Genomic DNA, 21,584 nt, shown 5'->3' with positions numbered 1-21,584 from the left:
CGCTCGGCGCCGTCCGCTCAGGACGGCCCGAGCAGTGCCCGGCAACGGCCGAGCAGTTCGGTGCGCAACGGCTCCGCCCGCCGGGCCAGCTCGGACTGGGCGCGAACGTATTCGGCACGGCCGCCGGGGGTTTCGATGGCGATCGGCCGGTAGCCGTAGTCGGTGAGGTCGTACGGGCTGGCGCGCATATCGATTTCGCGGGCGGCGCAGGCCAGGGCGAAGCAGTCCAGCAGCAGATCCGAATCGATCAGCGGGACCAGCTTGAATGCCCACTTGTACAGATCCATTCCCGCGTGCAGGCAGCCGGGCTGTTCCCGGCGGATCTGGTCGTCGCGGGTGAGTTGTTCGATATTATGCGGCGCCGCCTCGGGGGTGAAGAAGCGGAAGGCGTCGAAGTGCGTGCAGCGCAACGACATCGAATCGACCACGGCGTCGGTGCCGGCACGGCCGAGCCGCAGCGGGACCTGCCGGTGGCGCACATCGTCGCTGCGGTAGACCATCGCCCATTCGTGTAATCCGAAGCAGGACAGTTGCGCCGGCCGTGCTGCGGTGGCTGCCAGCAGGGCCGCGACGAATTCGACGGTGTCGCGGCGGCGGTCGAGAAAGGCCGGGTCGGCGGTATGGACAGGGCCGGCGGCCGTCTCGACGCGGTGATAGCCGCGGCGCTGCGCGTACTCCTCGGCATCGGCCAGAGCCACGCCGAAACCCGGATGCCAGCGGCGCAACTGGGCCGGTTTGTGCCCGTAATAGGTGAACAGGAAGTCGATCACCGGATGTTTGCGGCCGTCGGCGCGTTGCCGCAGGTACGGGCCGACCATCTCGTCGACCCGGTCCCTGTGCGCCTGTGCCCGGTTCCGCCACTGCGTCGGCGGCAGCACCCGAAGGTCCTGCGCCGCAGCCGGTGTCGCGTCCACGGTCATTCCGCCACCCGGTGGGTGGCATCGCGCACGGTGCCCACGAACTCTTCCACCAGATCCTCGAGGGCGACGATGCCGACGGTATTGCCGCGGGTGTCGATGACCCGGCCCAGATGGCTGTTGGTGCGGCGCAACCGGGCCAGCGCCTCGTAGAGCGTGGTGCCCATGCTCAGCGTCGGCAGCGGCCGGATATCGGTGCGCGGGATCGGGGTCGACGGCCCGGCCGAATCGTCGGCCACCTTGTCCAGCACGTCCTTGACGTGCAGATAGCCCACCAGGGAGCCGTCGCCGGCGCGCACCGGATAGCGGGAGAAGCCGGTCTCGGCGACCGCGGATTCGATATCGCCCAGGGTGGTGCCGTCGCCGCGCAGCGGCACGCAGCGCGTCGTGGCCAGCGGCACCATCACATCGGCGACGATGCGGTCGGTGGTGCCCAGCGCCTGGGTGAGACGGCGATGCTCTTCCTCGTCGATGAGACCTTCCGAGCGGGATTCGCCGATCATCTCCGCCAGCTCCACCGACGACACGGTCGCGTCGAGCTCGTCCTTGGGCTCGATGCGCAGCGCGCGCAGGGTGAGATTGGCCGCCAGGTTGTACAGGCCGATCAGCGGACGGGCCAGGCGCAACCACCACAGCATGATCGGCACCAGCAGCAACGCCACCCGCTCCGGCCCGGCCAGGGCGATGTTCTTCGGAATCATCTCGCCCATCAGCATGTGCAAGATCACCACGAGGCCCAGGGCCAGCGCGAATCCCACCGGATGCAGCAGCTGATCCGGCACGCCGACCAGGTCGAACGGGCGCTCGAGCAGATGCGCGATCGCCGGTTCGCCGATGCGGCCCAGCAGCAGCGAACAGATGGTGATGCCCAGCTGGGCGGCGGCCAGCATCATCGACAGATGCTCGGCCGCGCCGATCACCGTGCCGGCTCCCCGTTTACCTTGGGCGGCAAGGGTTTCCAGCCGGTCACGGCGGGCGGAGATGAGCGCGAACTCCGCGCCGACGAAGAAGGCGTTGGCGCCGAGCAGAACGACGGTGAGCAACAGTCCGAACAGATCACCCATGGCTGAGCTCCCACGTCGTCACCGCATCGGCGTCCACCGGCTGCAGCAGCACCCGGTCGATGCGTCGTCCGTCCATGCGTTCCACCCGGGCCAGCCAGCCGCCGTGGGTGTGCGGCTGCATCGCGTGCCCGTTGGTCGCGCTCGGGGTGGGCAGCAGCACCTCGTCGCCGGCCAGCGGAATCCGGCCCAGGGTGGTCAGGACCAGTCCGCCGAGGGTGTCGTATTCGCCCTCGGGCGCGTCGTAGCCGGTGGCCCGGGACACCTCGTCGATGCGCAGCAGCCCGGAACAGTTCCAGCCCAGGGCGGTGCGGCGCACGTCGAGTTCCTCCTCGTCGTGCTCGTCGCGGACGTCGCCGAGGATCTCCTCGATGATGTCCTCCATGGTCACCAGGCCCGCGGTGCCGCCGTATTCGTCGACGACCAGCGCGAGCTGCATCCCGTCCGCGCGCACCCGTTCCAGCACGGTGTCGCCGTCGAGGCTGGCGGGCACGATCGGCACCGGCCGCGCGATCGAGGACAGCGCGATGGTGCCGCGCTGCGCGACCGGATACAGGAATGTCTGTTTGACGTGCACGATGCCGAGGGTGTTGTCCAGATCGCCGTCGATGACCGGGAAACGGGACAGGCCGGTGCGGCCGGCGGCGGCGATGAGGTCGCTGATGGTGTCGTTCTGATCCAGTGTTTCGATCTTCACCCGCGGCGTCATCAGATCCTCGGCGCTGCGCTCACCGAACAGCAGCGAGCGGTCCACCACGAGGGCGGTGCGCTGATCGAGCGAGCCCCGCATCGCGGAGGTGCGCACCAGCGAACCCAGCTCCTGCGGCGAGCGTGCCGACCGCAGTTCCTCGGCCGGTTCGATGCCCAGCCGGCGCACCGCCCAGTTCGCGGCGCCGTTGAGCAGTTTGATCAGCCAGGAGAAGACCGTGGTGAACACGATCATCGGACCGGCCGTCCAGCGCGCGGTCGTCAGCGGTTTGGCGATCGCGATGTTCTTGGGGACCAGCTCGCCGTAGGTCATCGACAGCGAGGTCGCCAGCACCAGCGCGATGAACAGGGAAACGCCCTGCGCGGTCCCGGGGCCCGCGCCGAGCGCGGTGCAGATCGGCTCGATGAGCCGGGCCAGCACCGGTTCGGCGATATAACCGGTGACCAGGGTGGTGATGGTGATGCCGAGCTGGGAGCCCGACAGCTGGAACGACAGGGTGCGGTGCGCGTGGCGAACCTGGCGCGCGCGACGGTCGCCCTCGCGGGCGTGCGCTTCGACGGTGCTGCGCTCGAGTGCGGTGAGCGAGAATTCGGCAGCGACGAAGATCGCCGTGCCCGCGGTGAGTGCGATGAATCCCAGCAGGCTGACGATGGTGAGCACTACGGACACGATCGGCACCGCCCACCGGGTAACGGAGGATCTGCGGAGACGGAGGCGCCGGGTTGGTCACCCGGCTCGGTAGAGGAGCCCTCCTGTGTGGCGCCCTCGGACGCGGGTGACAACTGGTTCCTTTCGCAAGTGGACGAGCCGAACTAAACGCAATGCCGGTCGGCGGAGGTCCGCCGGTCGGCACAGCCTATGTTACCGGGATCTTCGCGGCGACCGAGCGGCGCGGCGCGCCGCGACCCCTCCCGTGCGGCGGATCGGGCTCGCGGCGAACGCGGAGACGCCCGGTGTGTGCCGGATCCTGCCGGATCGCCCTCCGCGAGCCGCGCCGAGTGTGGTGAGCCTCACCACCCCGAGGGCAGCGGGCGTCCTTCCGCGAAACCGGCGGCCGACTGCACGCCGAGCACCGCCTTCTCGTGCAGTTCGGCGAGCGTGCGGGCCCCGGCGTAGGTGCAGGCGCTGCGCACACCCGAGCAGATGTGGTCGATGAGGTCCTCGACGCCGGGACGTTCCGGGTCCAGTCGCATCCGGGAGGACGAGATGCCCTCTTCGAACAGCGCCTTGCGGGCGCGATCGAATCCACTGTCGGCGGCGGTGCGGGCGGCCACGGCGCGCTTGGAGGCCATGCCGAAGCTCTCCTTGTAGGCGTTGCCGTCGCGGTCCATGCGCAGATCACCGGGCGATTCGTAGGTACCGGCGAACCAGGAGCCGATCATCACGTTCGACGCGCCCGCGGCCAGCGCCAGCGCCACGTCGCGGGGATGGCGGACTCCGCCGTCGGCCCAGATGTGCACGCCGAGATCCTTTGCGGCCGTGGCACATTCGGCGACCGCGGAAAACTGCGGGCGGCCGACACCGGTCATCATGCGGGTGGTGCACATGGCGCCCGGGCCCACGCCGACCTTGACGATGTCGGCCCCGGCCTCGGCCAGATCGCGGGTTCCGGCCGCGGAGACCACATTGCCCGCCACCAGCGGCACGCCCAGTTTCAGGTCCGCCACCGCGCGCAGGGACTCGAGCATCTTCTCCTGGTGACCGTGGGCGGTATCGATGACCAGGACGTCCGCGCCGGCGTCGACCAGAGCCTTCGCCTTGCCCGGGATATCGCCGTTCACACCGACCGCGGCCGCGATGCGCAGCGTGCCGTTCCGGTCCACGGCCGGGGTGTAGATGCCGTCGCGGACCGCGCCGGTGCGCGTCATGACACCGGCCAGGGTGCCGTCGTCGTGGACCAGCACCGCGAGGGTCGCGTGCGCGGCCTCGAGCAGGCCGAAGATCTCACGCGGGGAGGTGGTCGCGGCGGCGCTGACGAAATCGGCGTCGGCGACCGTGCGCAACCGCGCGAATCGGTCGACATCGGCACAGGCGGATTCGGTGACGACGCCGACCGGCTTGTCGTTCTCGACGATGACCACGGCGCGATGGGCGCGCTTGTGGATCAGGGCCAGCGCGTCCGACACCGAATGATCCGGCCCGAGGGTGACCGGGGTGTCGGCGGTGAGCGAACGGCTCTTGACGAAGGAAATGGTGTCGGAGGCCGCGCTGATCGGCAGATCCTGCGGCAGCACCACGATGCCGCCGCGGCGCGCGACCGTTTCGGCCATGCGGCGTCCGGCGACCGCGGTCATGTTCGCGACCACGATGGGGATGGTAGTGCCGGTTCCATCGCTGGTGGACAGGTCCACATCGAACCGCGACGACACATCGGTGCGATTGGGTACGAGGAACAGATCGTCGTAGGTGAGGTCGTACGGCGGCGTGTGTCCTGGGAGAAACTGCACTCCGGCCATTGTAGGGGAATCGATCATGGCAGGGTGGTTGCAAGAGGACCGTCGAGAAAGGATCGCCCATGCCACGGATCGCGACCGCCACGGAGGTCGACCGGACCGAACTGCTCGACTTCGCCCGCCAGCGTCATCGCGGTGTCCTGGTCACCACGCGCGCCGACGGCGCCCCGCAGATGTCGCCGGTGACCTGCGGCGTCGACGAGGCGGGCCGGATCGTGATCTCCACCTACCCCGGACGGGCCAAGACCCGCAACGCGCGCCGCGATCCGCAGGTGTCGATCTGTGTGCTGTCCGACGACTGGGACGGTCCGTACGTCCAGATCGACGGGCGTGCCGAGGTACTCGACATGCCGGAAGCGCTGGACGGACTGGTGGACTACTACCGCTGTATCGCGGGCGAGCATCCCGATTGGGAGGACTACCGCGCGGCGATGGCGCGGCAGAACAAATCGCTGATCCGCATCGAGGTCGAGCGGTGGGGGCCGGTCGCCACCGGTGGATTCCCGCCGTCTCAGGACTAGGCGGCGCCGGGGCGGTCGCGGCGGAGCAGTCGGCGCCACCACCGCGGGTGGCCGTCCCGGCGCCGCGTGGAAGTGGTTGCGAGAGAGTCTTTTCCGCTGGGGGCGGCCGTTCGTTGCCGGGTGTGCCGGTCGGCGCGCCAGCGCGCGACGACCTCGTCGGCTCGGGCGGGTGCGAGGCGGACGTGGGGGCCGTGCGGCATCCGGATCCATTCCACGATGCGGATGTTGAGATCGGACACATAGGCGCGGACCTCGGCCTCGGAATCCATCTCCGCGACCCGCTCGGGTAACCGCTCCAGATCGCGGCGCAGCACCAATGAGGTCGGCAGCAGCGCCTCGCCGCCCACACCTTCGCGGCGCAGGTAGTTGTTCAGCCACCAGTTCTCGTCGTAGGGCTCGCCCACGCCGGGCAGCGGTTTGCCGGTTCCGGCCAGATTGTCGAATTCACCGCGTTCGGTGGCCTCGCGGATCTGCTTGTCGATCCAGGATTCGAAACCCATGCCGGCCGGTTTGCGTTCGGTCAAGTGCGCCTCCTCGCAATGCCGGAGTGCTTACCCGATCGTAACGCGTTGGGACATAACGGACATCGAGGGGTGTGGGTGCGGCGGTACGCTGGCAGCCACCACCGGCGGTGAGGGTGGACAGGACGCCGATCCGGAGGAGACCGATGACGCGGTATCAGCAGACCCTCCACGGCCGGACCTACGCCTTCGACGGGCTGGCCGACCTGCTGGCCAAGGCGACACCGCTGCGCAGCGGTGACGAACTCGCCGGGTGCGCGGCGAGTTCGGACGCGGAGCGCGCCGCGGCGCAGTGGGCGCTGGCCGAGGTGCCGCTGCGCGACTTCCTGAACGACCCGGTGGTGCCCTACGAGACCGACGAGGTCACCCGGCTGATTCTCGACACACATGATCGCGCGACCTTCGCGCCGATCGCGCAGCTGTCGGTCGGCGGCCTGCGGGACTGGCTGCTCGCGGTGGCCGCCGGATCGGAGGCGGATCCACCGGCAGCGGCATTGCGTTCCGTGGCTTCGGGTTTGACGCCGGAGATGGTCGCGGCGGTGAGCAAACTGATGCGCAATCAGGATCTGATCGCGGTCGCGCGGGCCGCCGAGGTGCGCTCCGGTTTCCGCACCACCATCGGACTGCCGGGCCGGCTGGCCACCCGGCTGCAGCCGAATCACCCCACAGACGATCCGCGCGGTATCGCCGCGGCGGTGCTCGACGGATTGCTGCTCGGCTGCGGGGATGCGGTGATCGGCGTGAATCCGGCCACCGACTCGCCGCGGGCCGCCGCCGAGCTGCTGACGCTGCTCGACGAGGTGCGGACCCGATTCGACATTCCGGTCCAGTCCTGCGTGCTCGCCCATGTGACCACCACGCTGGGGTTGATCGAGGCGGGGGCGCCGGTGGATCTCGTCTTTCAGTCCGTCGCCGGGACGGAAGCGGCGAATGCGAGCTTCGGGGTGAATCTGTCGCTGCTGCGCGAGGCCAACGAGGCCGGACGATCGTTGGGGCGCGGAACCGTCGGGAACAACGTGATGTATCTGGAAACCGGGCAGGGCTCGGCGCTGTCGGCGGGCGCGCATTTCGGTACCGGCGGCAGACCCGTCGATCAGCAGACGCTCGAGGCGCGTGCGTACGCCGTCGCACGCGAACTGGAGCCGTTACTGGTCAACACGGTCGTCGGCTTCATCGGCCCGGAATATCTGTACGACGGCAAACAGATCGTCCGGGCGGGGCTGGAGGATCACTTCTGCGGCAAACTGCTCGGCCTGCCGATGGGCGTCGACGTCTGCTACACCAACCACGCCGAGGCCGATCAGGACGATATGGACACCCTGCTGACGCTGCTCGGCGCGGCCGGTGTCGCCTTCGTGATCGCGGTGCCGGGGGCCGACGACGTGATGCTCGGCTACCAGAGCCTCAGTTTCCACGACGCGCTGTACGTGCGCCGCCTGCTGGGCCTGGCGCCCGCGCCGGAGTTCGAGCAGTGGCTCGCGCGACTGGGCATGCTCGATGCCGCGGGCGGTATCGCCGCGGTGGAACCGCTGACCTCGCCGCTGCGGGAATTGGCGGGGCCGCGATGAGCGCCACCGGGACGAATCCGGCCGGAGCCGGACAGGTGCGCGATGCGCGTCGATCAGGTGCGGACAGCGAGTTGTTCTGGCGGGAATTGCGTGGGACGACGCAGGCGCGGATCGGGCTCGGGCGCACCGGTGACGCACTGCCCACCGCGCGCGTACTGGAATTCCGGGCCGCGCATGCGGCGGCGCGCGACGCGGTGCACACCTGCGTGGACGTGGATGCGCTGTGCGAACGGGTCGCCGCGCTGGACGTCGGGACGCCGATCCGGGTACGCAGCCGGGCCCGAGACCGTGCGGAGTATCTGCGCCGGCCCGATCTCGGACGAGAACCCGAGGACTCCTCGGCGGTACGAAAGCCTCTGTCGCCCAGTGCTTTCGATGTGGGATTCGTTCTGGCCGACGGTTTGTCCCCGAGTGCGCTCGCGACACACGGACCGGATCTGCTCGCGGCCCTGGTCGACGAACTCGCCCCGCACTACACGCTGGCCCCGCCGGTGATCGCGACGCAGGCGCGGGTGGCGATCGGTGATCATCTCGGCGCTGCGCTCGGCGTGCGCACCGTGCTGGTGCTGATCGGCGAACGCCCCGGTCTGTCGGTGGCCGACAGTCTCGGCATCTACCTCACCCACCGCCCCCGACCGGGCCGCACCGACGCCGAACGCAACTGCGTGTCGAATATTCACCCGCCCGAGGGTCTGGGGTATCGACAGGCGGCCACCGTCGTCGCGGGTCTGGTAGCGGGTGCGCGTGCACTGGGACGATCCGGCGTGGACCTGAAGGACGGGTCTGCCGCCGATGCGGTGAAAACCACTGTGGTGGAAGCCATTCCGGAGCGCTGACAGCGAAAGCGACGCTGCACGGTCGAAAGTGCGCCATACCGAGAGGTGCGGTAGGAGCGAACCGTGCCCTTCTCGCCGGTTCCGTCCGGTGCGGATGCGGGCGCGGGGGACGAGGGGCGTGGTCGGTGATGATGGCACGGTAGGCCGAATCAACGGTTCGCAGTCGGAAACCGGGACCGACGTCGGTCGCCGGCACGCTGCCGCGTCGACGGGGTTGGGTTGTCCCGGTAGGTGATTCAGTTGGCGCGGCGGTTGCGGGAGTGTGGCGGCCGGGTGTTTCGCCGGGGCCTTGCGCGTGTGTCGGCTTCTTGCGTGTCGACCGTCCGAGGCGGGGCGGCGGCCGGATCCGGGACCGGGCGTCCAGTCGGCGGGCGGGCCCCGGCCAAGACGGCGAGCCGGGGGTCGCCGGGGCGGATGCGCACGTGCTCGAATACCACCGCGGCGTCGCGGAGCACGGTGTCCGCGCTCGTATCGGTGCCGATCGTGACCACGGTGCCGCTCGCGCCCGCGCGGCCCGTGCGGCCGGAGCGGTGCAGATAGTCCTTGGCATCGGCGGCGGGATCGACGTGGACCACCAGCGTGACGTCGTCGACGTGGATGCCGCGTGCGGCCACGTCGGTGGCGACGAGAACCGGTGCCGCACCGGAGGAGAACGCGGCCAAGGTGCGCGTACGCTGCGCTTGGCTCAGCCCGCCGTGCAGCGCGACGGCGCCGACGCCCGCTTCCCGCAGCCGCCCGGCGAGTTTGTCCGCACCGTACTGGGTGCGCACGAACAGCAGAGTGCGCCCGTCGCGCGCTGCGATCTCCGCGACCACTGCGCGCTTGTCGGTCGCTCGCATCTGGAGGAGGTAGTGGGAGAGTTTCGCCGTACCGGAAGGGGAGAGCCCGCTGAAATCATTTCCGGTGGGCGGTCTGCCGATCCCATCGGCGGGAGTGGGTTCGACAGTCGACGTCGTCGGCGAGCTCGCCACTTGCGGCCGGGCTTCCCGGCCGGTCCCGGCAGCCGGGTGCGGTGAATTCTCTTGTCTTTCAGCGTATTTGCGGACCGCGGGAGTTCCGGCCGCAATGGCAGCTGGAGCATCGGCCCTCTCCGCAGCGACCACCGAATCGGTTGCCTGCGAGCCCGGGCGGGCCGCGGCGTGCCCGGGCGAAGGCGCCCGCGTTTCCGCGGTGGTCGTGACGTCGTGATGGACGGGGTCGTTCAGATAGGTGTGCACCAGCGTGTCGACGGCGGCATCCAAGGTCGCGGAGAAGAGCAGGTGCTGAGTGCCGGCGGGCAAGCGGTCGAGGATCGTGCGGATCTGGTCGACGAAGCCCAGTTCGGCCATGTGGTCGGCCTCGTCGATCGCGACCACGCGGATCGCGTCCAGGCCGACCTTGTCCTGGTCGATGAGGTCGGTGAGCCGGCCGGGGGTCGCTACCAGCAGGTCCACGCCGCGGCTCAGGCGATCGGCCTGCCGTTTGATCGGCACACCGCCGACGGCCGTCGCCACCCGCAGGCCCAGCGACAGCGCGGTCTCGTCGAGGGCCGTCTCGATCTGCAGGGCCAACTCGCGGGTCGGGGCGAGGACGAGCGCACGGGGGCGGCGCGGTGCGGACGCGCCGCGCCGCAGCCGGACCAGCATCGGCAGGCCGAAGGCCAGGGTCTTGCCGGAACCGGTGGCCGCGCGTCCCAGCACATCGCGACCGGCGAGCACATCCGGAATGGCCGCCGCCTGAATGGGAAATGCGGTCTCGAGGCGCTCCCGCCGCAACGCCTGCACCAGTTCGACCGGCAGGCCGAGTTCCGCGAATCCGGGCCCCGCGGCCGGACCGCGAGAAGCTTCGCCGCCCGGCGATGAGGTCGAGAGTTCGGAGCGCCCGGCTCGGCGACGGTCCTTCGGCGCCCGGTCTCCGGCATCCGGTGTGCGGTCCGATCGTCCCGTGCGCTCGCCCGCCGGCCGGCCGGACCCGGCCCGCCCGGAAGCTTCCGAGGATCGCGCGCCCCGGGGGCCGCCGCGTCCGAAAGGCTTGTCCCCGCGATTGTTCGCGTGCCGGCCGTGAGCTCCCGGGGAACGCCGCCGCTCAGGCACTCAGCAACCGGTTCAATTCGACCAGCCACGGAATCGCCACCGCGAGGGTCGGCACCACCAGGATCGCGGCGGCCGTCGCGTAGGCCGCGGTCGCGATGCGCAGATCGCCGAGCGGACCGGTCAGGCGCTGGATGCGGATGAGTGTGGTGGGCCCGCCGGCGGCCATGGCTCCCTGCGGGGCGGTGGAATTCGAGCACGTCACCAGCGCGCGGGCCAGCGGGGTGGGTCCGGTGACCTTGACGGCGGAATCGTCGGCGAGCAGTTCGATCAGCAGCTTCACCGAATCCAGCGCGGATTTGCTGCGTACCACCCGCGGGAATGCCTCGTGCGCGGCGGTGAACGCCTCCAGCACCAGGTCGTGGCGCGCCCGCAGATGCGAACGCTCGTGGCTGACGATCGCGGTCAGTTCGGATTTCGACAGGTTCGCGAACGTTCCCTGGCTGAGCACCACGCGCTGGCGCAGACCGGGCAGGCAATAGGCGATGGGCTCGGCGGCGGCGAGGACGCGGATATCCGCGGCACGGGTACCGGCCAGCGGCGAGGCCGCGATCAGATCGCCGTGCCCGATGTCGCCGCCCTGGTCGAGCAGGTCGACCAGCATCCGGTGCCGGGCCCGGCGGCGGCGGGTGTGCACGCCGACCCGGATCGCGGCGTAGATCAGGCGTGCGCCGACCAGCAGGGTCAGCGCGAAGACCACGACGTAGATCAGCCAGAGGCCCAGGCCGAGCGCGTCGATCTCCTTGGTCGGGGAGGTGGTGGGGCGACCGTCGGGTCCCGGGACCAGCAGCAGACTGGCGATGGCCAGCCCGGATCCGAACGCCGACAACACCGCTGCCAGCGCGACCGCCTGCCACAACACCAGCGCCGCGCGGGGAGTCCGGTACGGCCAGGTGGCTCGGCTGAGCAGAGCCGGGACCGGTCCCGCGAGAAGCAAGGCGAGACCGGCGAAGACCGGCGCTGTTGCGTTCATACTCAGCTCACTGCGTTGTGGGGCCAGGGGCCCGAGATCGCGGCGCCGGAGAGCACCACGCAGCTACTGCGGCGGGGCGACTCCGTTGTCGTCGGATGCGGTGTTCTCGTCCTCGGACGGGTTGCGCGCGGTCTCGGTTGCTTCGAGCTTAGCGAGTGCATCGCGGAGTGCGGCAGCCTCATCCTTTCCGACCTGTTCGACGAAGTGCACGAGCGCGGCGCGGCGGGACCCGACTTCGTCGGCCTGCTGTAGCGCGTCGACCATCAGACTGGCCACGAGTTCGTCGCGCGTGTGCACGGGCGCGTACCGATGTGCCCGGTCGTCGCGCTGTTGCACGACCAGATTCTTCTTCGCCAGTCGCTGTAGCACCGTCATCACCGTGGTGTACGCGAGCTCGCGGCGCGCGGCGAGGGCTTCATGGACCTGCCGTACCGTCTGCGGTTCATCGGCCGACCACAACTGGTCCATGACCGCTTTCTCGAGTTCACCAAGACCTGCCATCCCTCCAGCTTACGGAGGCAACGACACAAATGCGTACTACAGTTCGTCGTAACCGGTCGGTAGCTATGTGGGATTTTTCATAAACCGGTCGGGGAACTCGTTGCGGCATCGTCCGGGCGCGGTCCGCCGACGGCGCCGACGACGTGCCGCGCGCCGATGGGCACGATCATCGGGCGCTCCGACACCGGATCGGTGTGCACCTCGGCACGCAGGCCGAAGACCGTCCGCAACAGTTCGGTGTCGATCACCTCGCTCGGCGCGCCCTGGGCGACGATGCGGCCCTCACACATGACGATCAGCCGGTCGCTGTAGCGGATGGCCAGATTCAGATCGTGCAACACCATGACCACGGTCCGGCCCAGATCGTCGTGCAGCCGGTCGACGAGGTCGAGCACTTCCAGCGAGTGGGCCAGATCCAGATAGGTGGTGGGCTCGTCGAGCAGCAGGATATCGGTGCCCTGGGCCAGTGCCATGGAAATCCACGCCCGCTGGCGCTGCCCGCCCGACAGTTCGTCTAGGGTGCGGTCGGCCAGTTCCGACACGCCGGTCTGGGCGAGGGCGTGCGCGACCTCGGTTTCGTCGTCGGCCGACCATTGGCGCAGCCAGGACTGATGCGGGTGGCGGCCGCGCGCGACCAGATCGGCCACGGTCAGGCCCTCCGGCGCGACCGGTGTCTGCGGCAGCATGCCGACGATGCGGGCGACGTCGCGGGTTTTCATGGTGGCGATCGCCTTGCCGTCCAACAGGACTCGGCCCGCGTTCGGCCGCAGCAGCCGGCCCAGTCCGCGCAGCAGTGTGGATTTGCCGCAGCCGTTCGGGCCGATCACCGTGGTGATGAGGCCGGGTTCGATATCGACGCTGAGGCCGTCGACGATGACACGGCCGCCGTAGCCGAGGGTGATGTTCTCCGCGGCGAGGCGGTGGGCGTCGTCGTTGCCGGTGTTCCGGTGCGGGGTTCGGGTGCTCACAATGTCGCCTTCCGGTTCACGCGTATCAGCAGCAACAGCAGGAACGGTCCGCCGAACGCGGCGGTGACCAGGCCGACCGGCAAGTCGACCGGTACGACGGTTCGGGCCGCGACATCGGCGGCGATCACGATCAGCGCCCCGGTCAGCGCCGAGCCGATGACCGGCTCCCCGGGGGTGCGCAGCAGCCGGCGGGCGATCTGCGGCGCGGCCAGCCCGACGAAGGCCAGCGGGCCGACCGCCGCGGTGGCCAGGGCCGCCGCCGCCACCGCGGCGCCGATCAGCACCAACTGCTGGGTCTGTACGCGCACACCGAGCGCGCGAGTGGTGTCGGAGCCGAAGCGCAGTGCGGCGAGGGTGCGCGCCGAACCCGCCGCGATGAGAACCACGACGACGAGTCCGGCCGCCGCCGCACTCGTCCGGTTCCAGTCCGCGCCGTTGAGCGAGCCGGTGAGCCACAGTTGCGCCCGGGCGGCGTCGTCGAGGCTCGCCCGCGTGACGAGCCAGTTGATACCGGCCAGCAGCAGCGCGTTGACCCCGATCCCGATGAGGATGAACCGCATTCCGCTCAGTCCGGTGTCGCCGCCGCTGTTGCGGCCCAGCGCCAGGACGCCGATCAATGCGGCCGTGGCCAGTCCACCCGCGAGCGCCGCGAGCGGAACGCCCAGCGACGCGACGATTCCGGTGGCGGTGCCGCCCGCACCGGCCAGCACGGCGACCGCGGCGAAGCTCGCCCCGGAGGTGATGCCGAGGACGTCGGGGCTCGCGAGCGGATTGTGCAGGATCGACTGCGTGATCGCGCCCGCGATGCCGAGCGCCGCTCCGGCCACCAGCGCGGTCACCGCGCGTGGCAGCCGCGATTCCATGACGACGTAGCGTTGCGAACGGGTGCCGCCGCCGGTCAGCACGTCCAGCACCCGCGCGAGGGCGATGTGATAGTCGCCGACGGAGATGTCCACTACGAACAGCACCACGATCGCGGCGGCGAGGGCCAGCAACGTCAGCAGCATCGAAAGGCGAAGGACCGCAGACATTCCGGCGACCCGGACGGCCGGCCGGACCCGTGCCAGCGCCACGCCGGGTCGGTCCGCGCCGGGAGCGCTCGTCGAATCGCCGACCGAGCCGGCCGCCGCTTCGCTGCCGGCGTCCCCGGCCCGTCGGTCTCCGTCCCCTGGCTCGGTACCCGATTCCGTGCCGGCCCCGGAGGTGCGGATATCGCTGCGCGCGTTCACAATTCGGCCACCTTCCGGCGGCGCACCAGGGCGATGAAACAGGGTGCGCCGATCGCGGCCAGCACGATACCGGCCTGCAACTCGCCGGGCGGCGCGATCACCCGGCCGACGACATCGGCCAACAGCAGCACGATCGCCCCGAGCAGCGCCGAATACGGAATCAGCCAGCGGTGATCCGGGCCGGTGATCATGCGGCCCAGGTGCGGAACGACCAATCCGAGAAAGGCGATCGGGCCGACCGCGGCCGTCGCGGCGCCGGTCAGCAGCACCACCGCGGTGAGCCCGATCGCGCGGTTGCGCGCGATGTTCACCCCGAGCCCGCGCGCGACATCTTCGCCGAGTCCGATCGCGTTGAGCCCGGGCGCGGCCAGGATCGCCAGCACCGTTCCCGCCAGGATGAACGGCACCACCTGGGCCGCGACCGCGGGTTCGTGTCCGGCGGGAGTGCCGACCACCCAGAAGCGGTAGGTGTCCAGCGCGGCCGGATCGAGCAGGATCACCGCGTTGGTCAGCGCCTGCAGCAGCGCAGTGACCGCCGCACCGGCCAGGACCAGCGTCAACGGGGTGGATCGGCTGCCGCCGCTCGCCGATGCGCCGAACACCACCACCCCGGCCGCCAGTGCTCCGGCGAAGGCGAACCAGATGTACTGGCTCGGCTGGGTGAGCGCGAACAGATGGATGCCGAGCGCGGCCAGGAACGCCGCACCCGCGTTGAGACCCAGCAATCCCGCATCGGCGAGCGGATTGCGCGTGTAGCCCTGGATCAGCGCACCGGCGATACCGAGTGCGGCGCCGGTGAGCAGTGCGAGAACCGTTCGGGGCAGGCGCAATTCGCGCACGATCCGGTCGGCCTGCCCGTCCGCGGGGCAGGTGAACGGCACGCCGTCCGGACAGGAGACGGCGTGCCAGATCTCGGCCGGGGACAGGGATTTCGCGCCGACGGCGAGTCCGGCGACGACCGCGAGCAGCAGCACCCCGGCCAGGAGTGCCAGGCCGGTCGCACGGCGACGGGGGGTGATGACTGCGGCGGACACGGCGGCGAACGACTCCTGGGTGACGCGTTTCATGGCGATCGAACACTTGCGCAGCGACCTGTCGCCGTACAACTCTGGTAAGCCTAACCTATCTTTCGTTGCCGACCGCAATGCCGAACGTTGAGGGGGTTCGATGTCCGAACCAGTGACGATTTTCCCGGCTCGCCGTCCGGAGCTGGCGTTCGAACAGATCTGTGTCCGGCTGCGCGCGTTGCAGCCCGGGCATCCGCGCGTCTACGCCATGGCGGCGATGGCCGAACAGGGCCGTCGGCGGTGGTGGCGACTGGCCGACGGGGTGCGTGAAGGTCGCATCGAGCTGATGTATCGCCGGCATGCGGCGGAGATGGTCAGCGCCGAGATCGCCGCCGAGGTGGTCGCCACCGCGCTGATCCATGCCGTGGTCGGCCGGGTGGTCGCGCTGATGGTCTGCGACAACCGCGCCTGGGATCCGGGGCTCGAGAATCTGTGGGTGCACAGCGACAACGACGGCGGGCTGGACTGGGCGGGCCTGTCGGACACGACGATTCGCGTGGTGGCGGGTGATCCGCTGGCAGGGCGACCGGGTGTGGTGACGCTGCCGTGTGATCGGGCGCTGTCGGTGTGGCTGGCGCATCGCTGCGAGGCGGCGCTGACCTTGGTGTGTGAGAGCCTGCAGCGCTGCGCGGGGCTGAGCCGGGCGCGATTCTGGAATCTCGTGGGCGAAACCGTCGTGGGCGCGGCCACCTATGTTCCGGAACTGGCGCGGACCGGCGCGGATGCCGGGATCGAGCGGGGGCAGGCGTTGCTACTGGCATTGGCCGATCGCGGGTTGCCGGTGCGTCGCTCTTGCTTGGTTAGGTAAGCCTGACCTACACTCGACTCGGCGTCCGGATCGAGCGAGAGTCCCGAGGGCTGCGGTTGACTCCCCGGTCCACTGCCCGCGGCGGGCCCTTCGTCACGAAGGGCCCGCCGCGTCGTTTCCGAGCGACGCCCCCGAATCTCGAAGTGCCGGTGCCTGTTTCGCTGACACGACGATGCCCGGCCCACCGCCGGGGGCGGCGAACCGGGCATCGGCGAGAACTAGTGCGTGGCGGCGAAACCGGTCCGCAGGTCGGCGAGGATGTCCTCGATCCCCTCGATGCCCACCGCGAGCCGGACCAGGCCCGGCGTCACACCCGCGGCCAGCTGCTCCTCGGGCGTCAGCTGCGAATGCGTGGTCGAGGCCGGGTGAATGACCAGCGAACGCACATCGCCGATATTGGCGACATGGCTGTGCAGGGTCAGCGCGTCGACGAACCGCTTACCCGCGTCCACGCCGCCCGCCAGCTCGAAGCCGACGATCGCGCTGGTGCCCTTCGGGGCCAGTTCCCGGCCGCGCTCGTACCACGGCGACGACGGCAGGCCCGCGTAGAAGACGCTGGTCACCTCGGGCCGCTCGGTGAGGAACTCCGCCACCGCCTGCGCGTTGGCGACATGCCGTTCCACCCGCAGGCTCAGCGTCTCGAGGCCTTGGGCGATCAGGAACGCGTTGAACGGGGCCACCGCGGAGCCGAGGTCACGCAGCAACTGCACGCGTGCCTTCAGTGCGTAGGCCGGCGCACCCAGATCGGCGAACACCGCGCCGTGGTAGCTGGGATCCGGGGTGGTGAAGCCGGGGAAGCGCGAGTTGCCCTGCTCGTCGGTCACCGTCCAGTCGAAGGTGCCGCCGTCGACGATCACACCGGCGATCGCGGCGCCGTGGCCGCCGAGGTACTTCGTCGCCGAGTGCACGACGATGTCGGCGCCGTGCTTCAGCGGCTGGATCAGGTACGGGGTCGGCACCGTGTTGTCCACGATGAACGGCACACCGGCGGTGTGGGCGACCTCGGCCAGGCCCGGCAGGTCCAGGATGTGGTTCTGCGGGTTGGACACGGTCTCGCCGTAGATCGCTTTGGTGTTCGGGCGGATCGCGGCGCGCCACTGGTCCAGATCGTCGGGATCTTCGACGAACGACACCTCGATGCCCAGCTTCGGCAGCGTGTAGTGGAACAGGTTGTAGGTGCCGCCGTAGAGGCGCGGACTCGACACGATGTGGTCACCGGCGCCCGCGATGTTGAGGATCGCGAAGGTTTCGGCGGCCTGGCCCGAGGAGAGCAGCAGCGCCGCCACACCACCCTCGAGGGCGGCGATGCGCTGCTCGACCGCGTCCTGGGTGGGGTTCATGATGCGCGTGTAGATGTTGCCGGGCTCGGCCAGACCGAACAGCGCCGCCGCGTGATCGGTATCGCGGAAGGTGTAGGAGGTGGTCTGGTAGATCGGCAGCGCGCGAGCATTGGTGGTGCCGTCGGGAATCTGGCCGACGTGGACCTGCTTGGTCTCGAAGCTCCAGTTCTGCGCCGGATCGTTCGGCTCGACGGAGTCGGTCATGGGTTTCAGCTCCAAAATGTGTAGATGGGATGGATCGTCGCGCACGAGGCGGCGGTGCGCCGCCCCAGAATGCCCGATTCGTGAAGAATCAGGCGGGAACTGCGGAGTTTTCCAACTCCGGTGTGATCAGTGTGGTCAGCACGGGCGTCGGCCCGGTGGAGATATCGAGAACCGGGCAGTGAGCGTCCACGGCGGCCTGCAGTTCAGCGTAGCGCTGCGCCGGCTCCGGACCACGAATGTGCACATTCACCCGGACCTGCTGGAACCCGGCGCGCACGCTGTCGTCGAGTCCGAAGAAGCCGCGCACGTCGAGGTCGCCCTCGGCCTCGATGCGCAGATCGTCGACGACGATGCCGAGTCGTTGCGCCCAGAACCGGTAGGTCACCACCTGACACGAGATCAGCGCCGCCAGATAGAACTCGACCGGATTCGGCGCGGTGCCCGCGCCGCCCAGCGCGGCCGGCTCGTCCACCCGGACCGTATACGTGCCGGCCGTGACGGCGCTGCCGACGGCGCCCTCCGCGACTCCGGCAGCGGAAAACAGGACCTGCGCCTTCGCCGGATCGCCGGCCACGGCCTGTGCGGTGGCGTCGACGATGTCGTTGAGCGGAGTGTCCGATGCGGCTGTCATGGCCGCCACGGTAGGGCGGCGCGGGGGCCGGAGCGAGGGTTGCGCTCGCCGTGATCGCAACCGTAGCCGGATCGCCGTGAGTGCGTATGCCGCTGCGGTACAACGATTTTCACATTGTGCCGCCGGTGTGCTGCTCGATTACCCGGCACCTGGGTGGCCGGGCGCGCGCGGCACCGCCGTACCGGCCGGTACTCAGGTGGTGTAAGTGTTTTTCTATGACACAGCACGACCGATTCGAGGCTCGCTCCCTGGCGGATGTCACGCCCGAGCAGATGACCCGCTACAGCGAGGGGACCTTCACCGACCTCATCGGTCTGAAGTACACCGAGGTCGGGCCCGATCGTGTGGTCGGGGAGTGGGTGGTCTCGCCGCAGCTGCATCAGCCCGCGGGCATCGTCAACGGCGGGGTGTACTGCACGATCATCGAAACGCTGGCCAGTGTCGGCGGCGGCGTGTGGTTCGGTGACCGCGGTCATGTGGTCGGCGTCAACAACAACACCGACTTCCTGCGCGCGGTCCGAGAGGGCAGCCTGCGCGGTGTCGCCACCCCGATTCACCAGGGCCGCTCGCAGCAGCTGTGGCAGGTGCAGATCACCGACGAGCAGGACCGGGTGGTCGCGCGCGGCCAGGTGCGGCTGCAGAACCTCACCGCGGACGGGGCGGCCAAGGCCTGATCGCCGGCGAGGCGAGCGCCCGTCCCGGCGAGCGCACTCGGTACGGCCGTGCCAAGATATCGAGCACCGTACGCCCGAGCAGCCGAGGAGTCGATGTGCGTCTGTCACCGCACGAGCAGGAACGGCTGATGCTCAGCTACGCGGCCGAACTGGCGCGCCGGCGGCAGGCTCGGGGGCTGAAACTCAACCATCCCGAGGCGGTCGCGATCATCACCGACCACGTCCTCGAGGGCGCCCGGGACGGCCGCACCGTCGCCGAACTGATGTCCTCGGGCCGCACCGTGCTCACCCGCGACGACGTCATGGCGGGTGTTCCCGAGATGATCGCCGACGTGCAGGTCGAGGCCACCTTTCCCGACGGCACGAAACTGGTGACCGTGCATCACCCGATCGGCTGAGGGGCACCGATGAGCGCGATATCCGCCGAGAGCGGCTCCGGCCCGGTGCCGGGCGAGTATCTGCTCGCCGCCGGCCTCATCGAGATCAATGCCGGCGCCGACCGGATCGAACTCGAGGTGGTCAATACCGGCGACCGGCCGGTGCAGGTGGGCAGTCACGTGCACTTCCCACAGGCCAACACGGCCCTCGACTTCGACCGGGCCGTGGCGCACGGCCGCCGCCTCGACATCCCGGCCGGTACCGCCGTGCGCTTCGAACCCGGCCTGGCGCAGCGTGTTTCGCTGGTGCCGCTGGGCGGTAGCCGCGAGGTCTACGGGATCGGCCCGGACGCGCCGGGACCGCTCGGCCCGGTGGCGAACCGGTCCGATGAGACAGACGGAAGGCCGGTCGACTGATGGCGGAACTGTCCCGCGCCCGCTACGCCACGCTGTTCGGCCCCACGGTCGGCGATCGAATTCGCCTCGCCGACACCGATCTTCTGATCGAGATCACCGAAGACCGCTGCGGCGGACCCGGCCTGGCCGGTGACGAGGCCGTCTTCGGTGGCGGCAAGGTGCTGCGCGAATCGATGGGCCAGGCCCGCGCCACCCGCGCCGAGGGCACCCCGGACACCGTGATCACCGGGGCCGTGATCGTCGACTACTGGGGAATCGTCAAGGCCGACATCGGCATTCGCGACGGCCGCATCTGCGCGATCGGCAAGGCCGGCAATCCGGAGACCATGGACGGTGTGCATCCGGATCTGGTGGTGGGCCCGTCGACGGAGATCATCGCCGGCAACGGCCGCATCCTCACCGCCGGCGCGATCGACTGCCACGTGCATTTCATCTGCCCGCAGTTGCTCGACGAGGCGCTCGGCGGCGGTATCACCACCCTGATCGGGGGCGGAACCGGACCGGCCGAGGGCTCCAAGGCCACCACCGTCACTCCCGGCGCCTGGCATCTGGGCCGCATGCTCGAGGCCACCGACGGCTGGCCGGTCAACATCCTGCTGCTGAGCAAGGGCAACACCGTGCGCCCCGAGGCGATGTGGGAGCAATTGCGCGGTGGCGCGGGCGGATTCAAGCTGCACGAGGACTGGGGGACCACCCCGGCGGCGATCGACGCCTGCCTGCGGGTGGCCGACGCCGCGGGGGTTCAGGTCGCGCTGCATTCGGATACGCTCAACGAGGCGGGATTCGTCGAGGACACCCTCGCCGCGATCGCCGGGCGGGCCATCCACTCGTATCACACCGAGGGCGCCGGCGGCGGGCACGCGCCGGACATCATCACCGTCGCCTCGCACCCGAATGTGATGCCCAGCTCCACCAATCCGACTCGCCCGCATACGGTCAACACCCTCGACGAGCATTTGGACATGTTGATGGTGTGCCACCACCTCAATCCGGCCGTGCCCGAGGATCTCGCCTTCGCCGAGAGCCGGATCCGGCCCTCGACCATCGCGGCCGAGGATCTGCTGCACGATCTGGGCGCGATCTCCATGATCGGCTCGGATTCGCAGGCGATGGGCCGCATCGGGGAGGTGGTGATGCGGACCTGGCAGACCGCGCACATGATGAAGCGCCGCCGCGGCGCGCTGCCCGGTGACGGGGCCGCCGACAACCACCGGGTGCGCCGCTACATCGCGAAATACACGATCTGCCCGGCGGTGACGCACGGCCTGGACCACGAGATCGGGTCGGTGGAAGTCGGCAAACTGGCCGATCTGGTGCTGTGGGAGCCGGCCTTCTTCGGTGTCCGCCCGCATGCGGTGCTCAAGGGCGGCGCGATCGCCTGGGCGGCGATGGGCGATGCCAACGCCTCGATTCCGACACCGCAGCCGGTGCTGCCGCGGCCCATGTTCGGCGCCGCACCCGTGGTGGCGGCGGGCGCGTCGCTGCATTTCGTCTCCCCGCAGGCGGTCGAGGACGGGCTGGCCGAGCGGCTGCGGGTGCGGCGGAAACTGGTGCCGGTGGCCGATGTACGCCGCCGCACCAAGAGCGATCTGCCGCTCAACGACGCGATGCCGCGTATCGAGGTGGAACCCGACACCTTCACTGTGCGCATCGACGGCGAGGTGTGGGACCAGCAGCCCGCCACCGAGTTGCCGATGGCACAGCGCTACTTCCTGTTCTGAACCTCGCCTCGCCGCCGGC

The 21,584-nt window shown here is 69.9% G+C and carries 21 protein-coding genes; 8 read left to right on the top strand and 13 right to left on the bottom strand.

Annotated elements, in window-relative coordinates; genetic code table 11:
* Positions 1-17: 17 nt before the first annotated feature.
* The 4 genes from A5789_RS13975 to A5789_RS13960 form a co-directional block, all read right to left on the bottom strand.
* Complete coding sequence (locus A5789_RS13975) at positions 18-920, bottom strand: hypothetical protein (protein WP_064906800.1); 903 nt, start codon at positions 918-920, stop codon at positions 18-20.
* A complete protein-coding gene (locus tag A5789_RS13970; protein ID WP_030517707.1) occupies positions 917-1,981 on the bottom strand; it encodes a hemolysin family protein in 1,065 nt (354 codons plus the stop codon). The genes A5789_RS13975 and A5789_RS13970 overlap by 4 nt, the downstream gene beginning before the upstream one ends.
* Entirely contained in the window at positions 1,974-3,356 is a 1,383-nt protein-coding gene (locus A5789_RS13965; protein ID WP_064906822.1) for a hemolysin family protein, read from the bottom strand. The genes A5789_RS13970 and A5789_RS13965 overlap by 8 nt, the downstream gene beginning before the upstream one ends.
* A gap of 341 nt (positions 3,357-3,697) precedes the next feature.
* Positions 3,698-5,134, bottom strand: coding sequence for a GuaB1 family IMP dehydrogenase-related protein (locus A5789_RS13960; RefSeq protein ID WP_063013256.1), 1,437 nt, complete (start codon positions 5,132-5,134; stop codon positions 3,698-3,700).
* Positions 5,135-5,202: 68 nt separating this feature from the next.
* Between A5789_RS13960 and A5789_RS13955 the strand changes: the two genes are divergently transcribed.
* The gene (locus A5789_RS13955; RefSeq protein WP_030517704.1) at positions 5,203-5,661 is read left to right on the top strand and encodes a PPOX class F420-dependent oxidoreductase; all 459 of its coding nucleotides are present in this window, start codon (positions 5,203-5,205) and stop codon (positions 5,659-5,661) included.
* Here the strand turns inward: A5789_RS13955 and A5789_RS13950 are convergent.
* Positions 5,658-6,185, bottom strand: a complete 528-nt coding sequence (locus A5789_RS13950; protein WP_063013107.1) for a DUF1992 domain-containing protein — start codon at positions 6,183-6,185, stop codon at positions 5,658-5,660. The two genes, A5789_RS13955 and A5789_RS13950, sit on opposite strands and share 4 nt — an antisense overlap.
* Before the next feature lie 143 nt (positions 6,186-6,328).
* Between A5789_RS13950 and A5789_RS13945 the strand changes: the two genes are divergently transcribed.
* Both A5789_RS13945 and eutC read left to right on the top strand, forming a co-directional pair.
* Positions 6,329-7,750, top strand: a complete 1,422-nt coding sequence (locus A5789_RS13945) for an ethanolamine ammonia-lyase subunit EutB (protein WP_064906801.1) — start codon at positions 6,329-6,331, stop codon at positions 7,748-7,750.
* Positions 7,747-8,586, top strand: coding sequence for an ethanolamine ammonia-lyase subunit EutC (eutC, locus tag A5789_RS13940; RefSeq protein WP_082940702.1), 840 nt, complete (start codon positions 7,747-7,749; stop codon positions 8,584-8,586). Before A5789_RS13945 ends, eutC begins: the two co-directional genes overlap by 4 nt.
* A gap of 236 nt (positions 8,587-8,822) precedes the next feature.
* Here the strand turns inward: eutC and A5789_RS37825 are convergent, their stop codons facing one another.
* From A5789_RS37825 to A5789_RS13910, 6 genes are all read right to left on the bottom strand, one after another.
* Complete coding sequence (locus A5789_RS37825; protein WP_369828778.1) at positions 8,823-10,364, bottom strand: DEAD/DEAH box helicase; 1,542 nt, start codon at positions 10,362-10,364, stop codon at positions 8,823-8,825.
* A gap of 286 nt (positions 10,365-10,650) precedes the next feature.
* Positions 10,651-11,628 (bottom strand): M56 family metallopeptidase, encoded by a 978-nt coding sequence (locus A5789_RS13930; protein ID WP_063013103.1) that lies wholly within the window; start codon positions 11,626-11,628, stop codon positions 10,651-10,653.
* A 63-nt stretch (positions 11,629-11,691) separates the two neighbouring features.
* Positions 11,692-12,129 (bottom strand): BlaI/MecI/CopY family transcriptional regulator, encoded by a 438-nt coding sequence (locus tag A5789_RS13925; RefSeq protein ID WP_051024559.1) that lies wholly within the window; start codon positions 12,127-12,129, stop codon positions 11,692-11,694.
* 77 nt (positions 12,130-12,206) lie between these two features.
* Complete coding sequence (locus A5789_RS13920; protein WP_064906802.1) at positions 12,207-13,097, bottom strand: ABC transporter ATP-binding protein; 891 nt, start codon at positions 13,095-13,097, stop codon at positions 12,207-12,209.
* On the bottom strand, positions 13,094-14,128 hold the full coding sequence (locus A5789_RS13915) for an iron chelate uptake ABC transporter family permease subunit (RefSeq protein ID WP_082940706.1): 1,035 nt from the start codon (positions 14,126-14,128) through the stop codon (positions 13,094-13,096). Before A5789_RS13915 ends, A5789_RS13920 begins: the two co-directional genes overlap by 4 nt.
* A gap of 194 nt (positions 14,129-14,322) precedes the next feature.
* The gene (locus tag A5789_RS13910) at positions 14,323-15,393 is read right to left on the bottom strand and encodes an iron ABC transporter permease (RefSeq protein WP_064906825.1); all 1,071 of its coding nucleotides are present in this window, start codon (positions 15,391-15,393) and stop codon (positions 14,323-14,325) included.
* Positions 15,394-15,493: 100 nt separating this feature from the next.
* Here A5789_RS13910 and A5789_RS13905 point away from each other — a divergent pair, with 100 nt between their 5' ends.
* The gene (locus tag A5789_RS13905) at positions 15,494-16,201 is read left to right on the top strand and encodes a hypothetical protein (protein WP_064906803.1); all 708 of its coding nucleotides are present in this window, start codon (positions 15,494-15,496) and stop codon (positions 16,199-16,201) included.
* Positions 16,202-16,419: 218 nt separating this feature from the next.
* Here A5789_RS13905 and A5789_RS13900 read toward each other — a convergent pair whose 3' ends face one another.
* Together A5789_RS13900 and A5789_RS13895 are read right to left on the bottom strand one after the other, a co-directional pair.
* On the bottom strand, positions 16,420-17,745 hold the full coding sequence (locus tag A5789_RS13900) for a bifunctional o-acetylhomoserine/o-acetylserine sulfhydrylase (protein ID WP_063018859.1): 1,326 nt from the start codon (positions 17,743-17,745) through the stop codon (positions 16,420-16,422).
* 88 nt (positions 17,746-17,833) lie between these two features.
* Positions 17,834-18,376 (bottom strand): OsmC family protein, encoded by a 543-nt coding sequence (locus A5789_RS13895; RefSeq protein WP_063018837.1) that lies wholly within the window; start codon positions 18,374-18,376, stop codon positions 17,834-17,836.
* A 215-nt stretch (positions 18,377-18,591) separates the two neighbouring features.
* On the opposite strand from A5789_RS13895, the gene A5789_RS13890 reads away from it, so the two are divergent.
* The 4 genes from A5789_RS13890 (at position 18,592) to A5789_RS13875 (ending at position 21,565) form a co-directional block, all read left to right on the top strand.
* Positions 18,592-19,050, top strand: coding sequence for a PaaI family thioesterase (locus A5789_RS13890; RefSeq protein WP_197039928.1), 459 nt, complete (start codon positions 18,592-18,594; stop codon positions 19,048-19,050).
* Positions 19,051-19,145: 95 nt separating this feature from the next.
* A complete protein-coding gene (locus tag A5789_RS13885) occupies positions 19,146-19,448 on the top strand; it encodes an urease subunit gamma (protein WP_030517690.1) in 303 nt (100 codons plus the stop codon).
* Positions 19,449-19,457: 9 nt separating this feature from the next.
* Positions 19,458-19,844 (top strand): urease subunit beta, encoded by a 387-nt coding sequence (locus A5789_RS13880; RefSeq protein ID WP_064906804.1) that lies wholly within the window; start codon positions 19,458-19,460, stop codon positions 19,842-19,844.
* Positions 19,844-21,565: an urease subunit alpha gene (locus A5789_RS13875; RefSeq protein ID WP_064906805.1), complete on the top strand. Its 1,722-nt coding sequence runs from the start codon at positions 19,844-19,846 to the stop codon at positions 21,563-21,565. Before A5789_RS13880 ends, A5789_RS13875 begins: the two co-directional genes overlap by 1 nt.
* Positions 21,566-21,584: the final 19 nt, after the last annotated feature.

The sequence above is a fragment of the Nocardia sp. 852002-51101_SCH5132738 genome (assembly GCF_001665695.1).
Lineage (GTDB): Bacteria > Actinomycetota > Actinomycetes > Mycobacteriales > Mycobacteriaceae > Nocardia > Nocardia nova.
Note: the sequence above shows the minus strand (reverse complement) of the source record. Positions and strands in the feature narration are given on the sequence as shown.

Bases quoted from the DNA above. Each gene is read 5' to 3' on its own strand.
- A5789_RS13975 (WP_064906800.1), bottom strand. From the start codon at position 920: ATGACCGTGGACGCGACACCGGCTGCGGCGCAGGACCTTCGGGTGCTG.
- A5789_RS13970 (WP_030517707.1), bottom strand. From the start codon at position 1,981: ATGGGTGATCTGTTCGGACTGTTGCTCACCGTCGTTCTGCTCGGCGCC.
- A5789_RS13955 (WP_030517704.1), top strand. From the start codon at position 5,203: ATGCCACGGATCGCGACCGCCACGGAGGTCGACCGGACCGAACTGCTC.
- A5789_RS13945 (WP_064906801.1), top strand. From the start codon at position 6,329: ATGACGCGGTATCAGCAGACCCTCCACGGCCGGACCTACGCCTTCGAC.
- eutC (WP_082940702.1), top strand. From the start codon at position 7,747: ATGAGCGCCACCGGGACGAATCCGGCCGGAGCCGGACAGGTGCGCGAT.
- A5789_RS13930 (WP_063013103.1), bottom strand. From the start codon at position 11,628: ATGAACGCAACAGCGCCGGTCTTCGCCGGTCTCGCCTTGCTTCTCGCG.
- A5789_RS13925 (WP_051024559.1), bottom strand. From the start codon at position 12,129: ATGGCAGGTCTTGGTGAACTCGAGAAAGCGGTCATGGACCAGTTGTGG.
- A5789_RS13915 (WP_082940706.1), bottom strand. From the start codon at position 14,128: ATGTCTGCGGTCCTTCGCCTTTCGATGCTGCTGACGTTGCTGGCCCTC.
- A5789_RS13910 (WP_064906825.1), bottom strand. From the start codon at position 15,393: ATGAAACGCGTCACCCAGGAGTCGTTCGCCGCCGTGTCCGCCGCAGTC.
- A5789_RS13905 (WP_064906803.1), top strand. From the start codon at position 15,494: ATGTCCGAACCAGTGACGATTTTCCCGGCTCGCCGTCCGGAGCTGGCG.
- A5789_RS13900 (WP_063018859.1), bottom strand. From the start codon at position 17,745: ATGACCGACTCCGTCGAGCCGAACGATCCGGCGCAGAACTGGAGCTTC.
- A5789_RS13895 (WP_063018837.1), bottom strand. From the start codon at position 18,376: ATGACAGCCGCATCGGACACTCCGCTCAACGACATCGTCGACGCCACC.
- A5789_RS13890 (WP_197039928.1), top strand. From the start codon at position 18,592: ATGACACAGCACGACCGATTCGAGGCTCGCTCCCTGGCGGATGTCACG.
- A5789_RS13880 (WP_064906804.1), top strand. From the start codon at position 19,458: ATGAGCGCGATATCCGCCGAGAGCGGCTCCGGCCCGGTGCCGGGCGAG.
- A5789_RS13875 (WP_064906805.1), top strand. From the start codon at position 19,844: ATGGCGGAACTGTCCCGCGCCCGCTACGCCACGCTGTTCGGCCCCACG.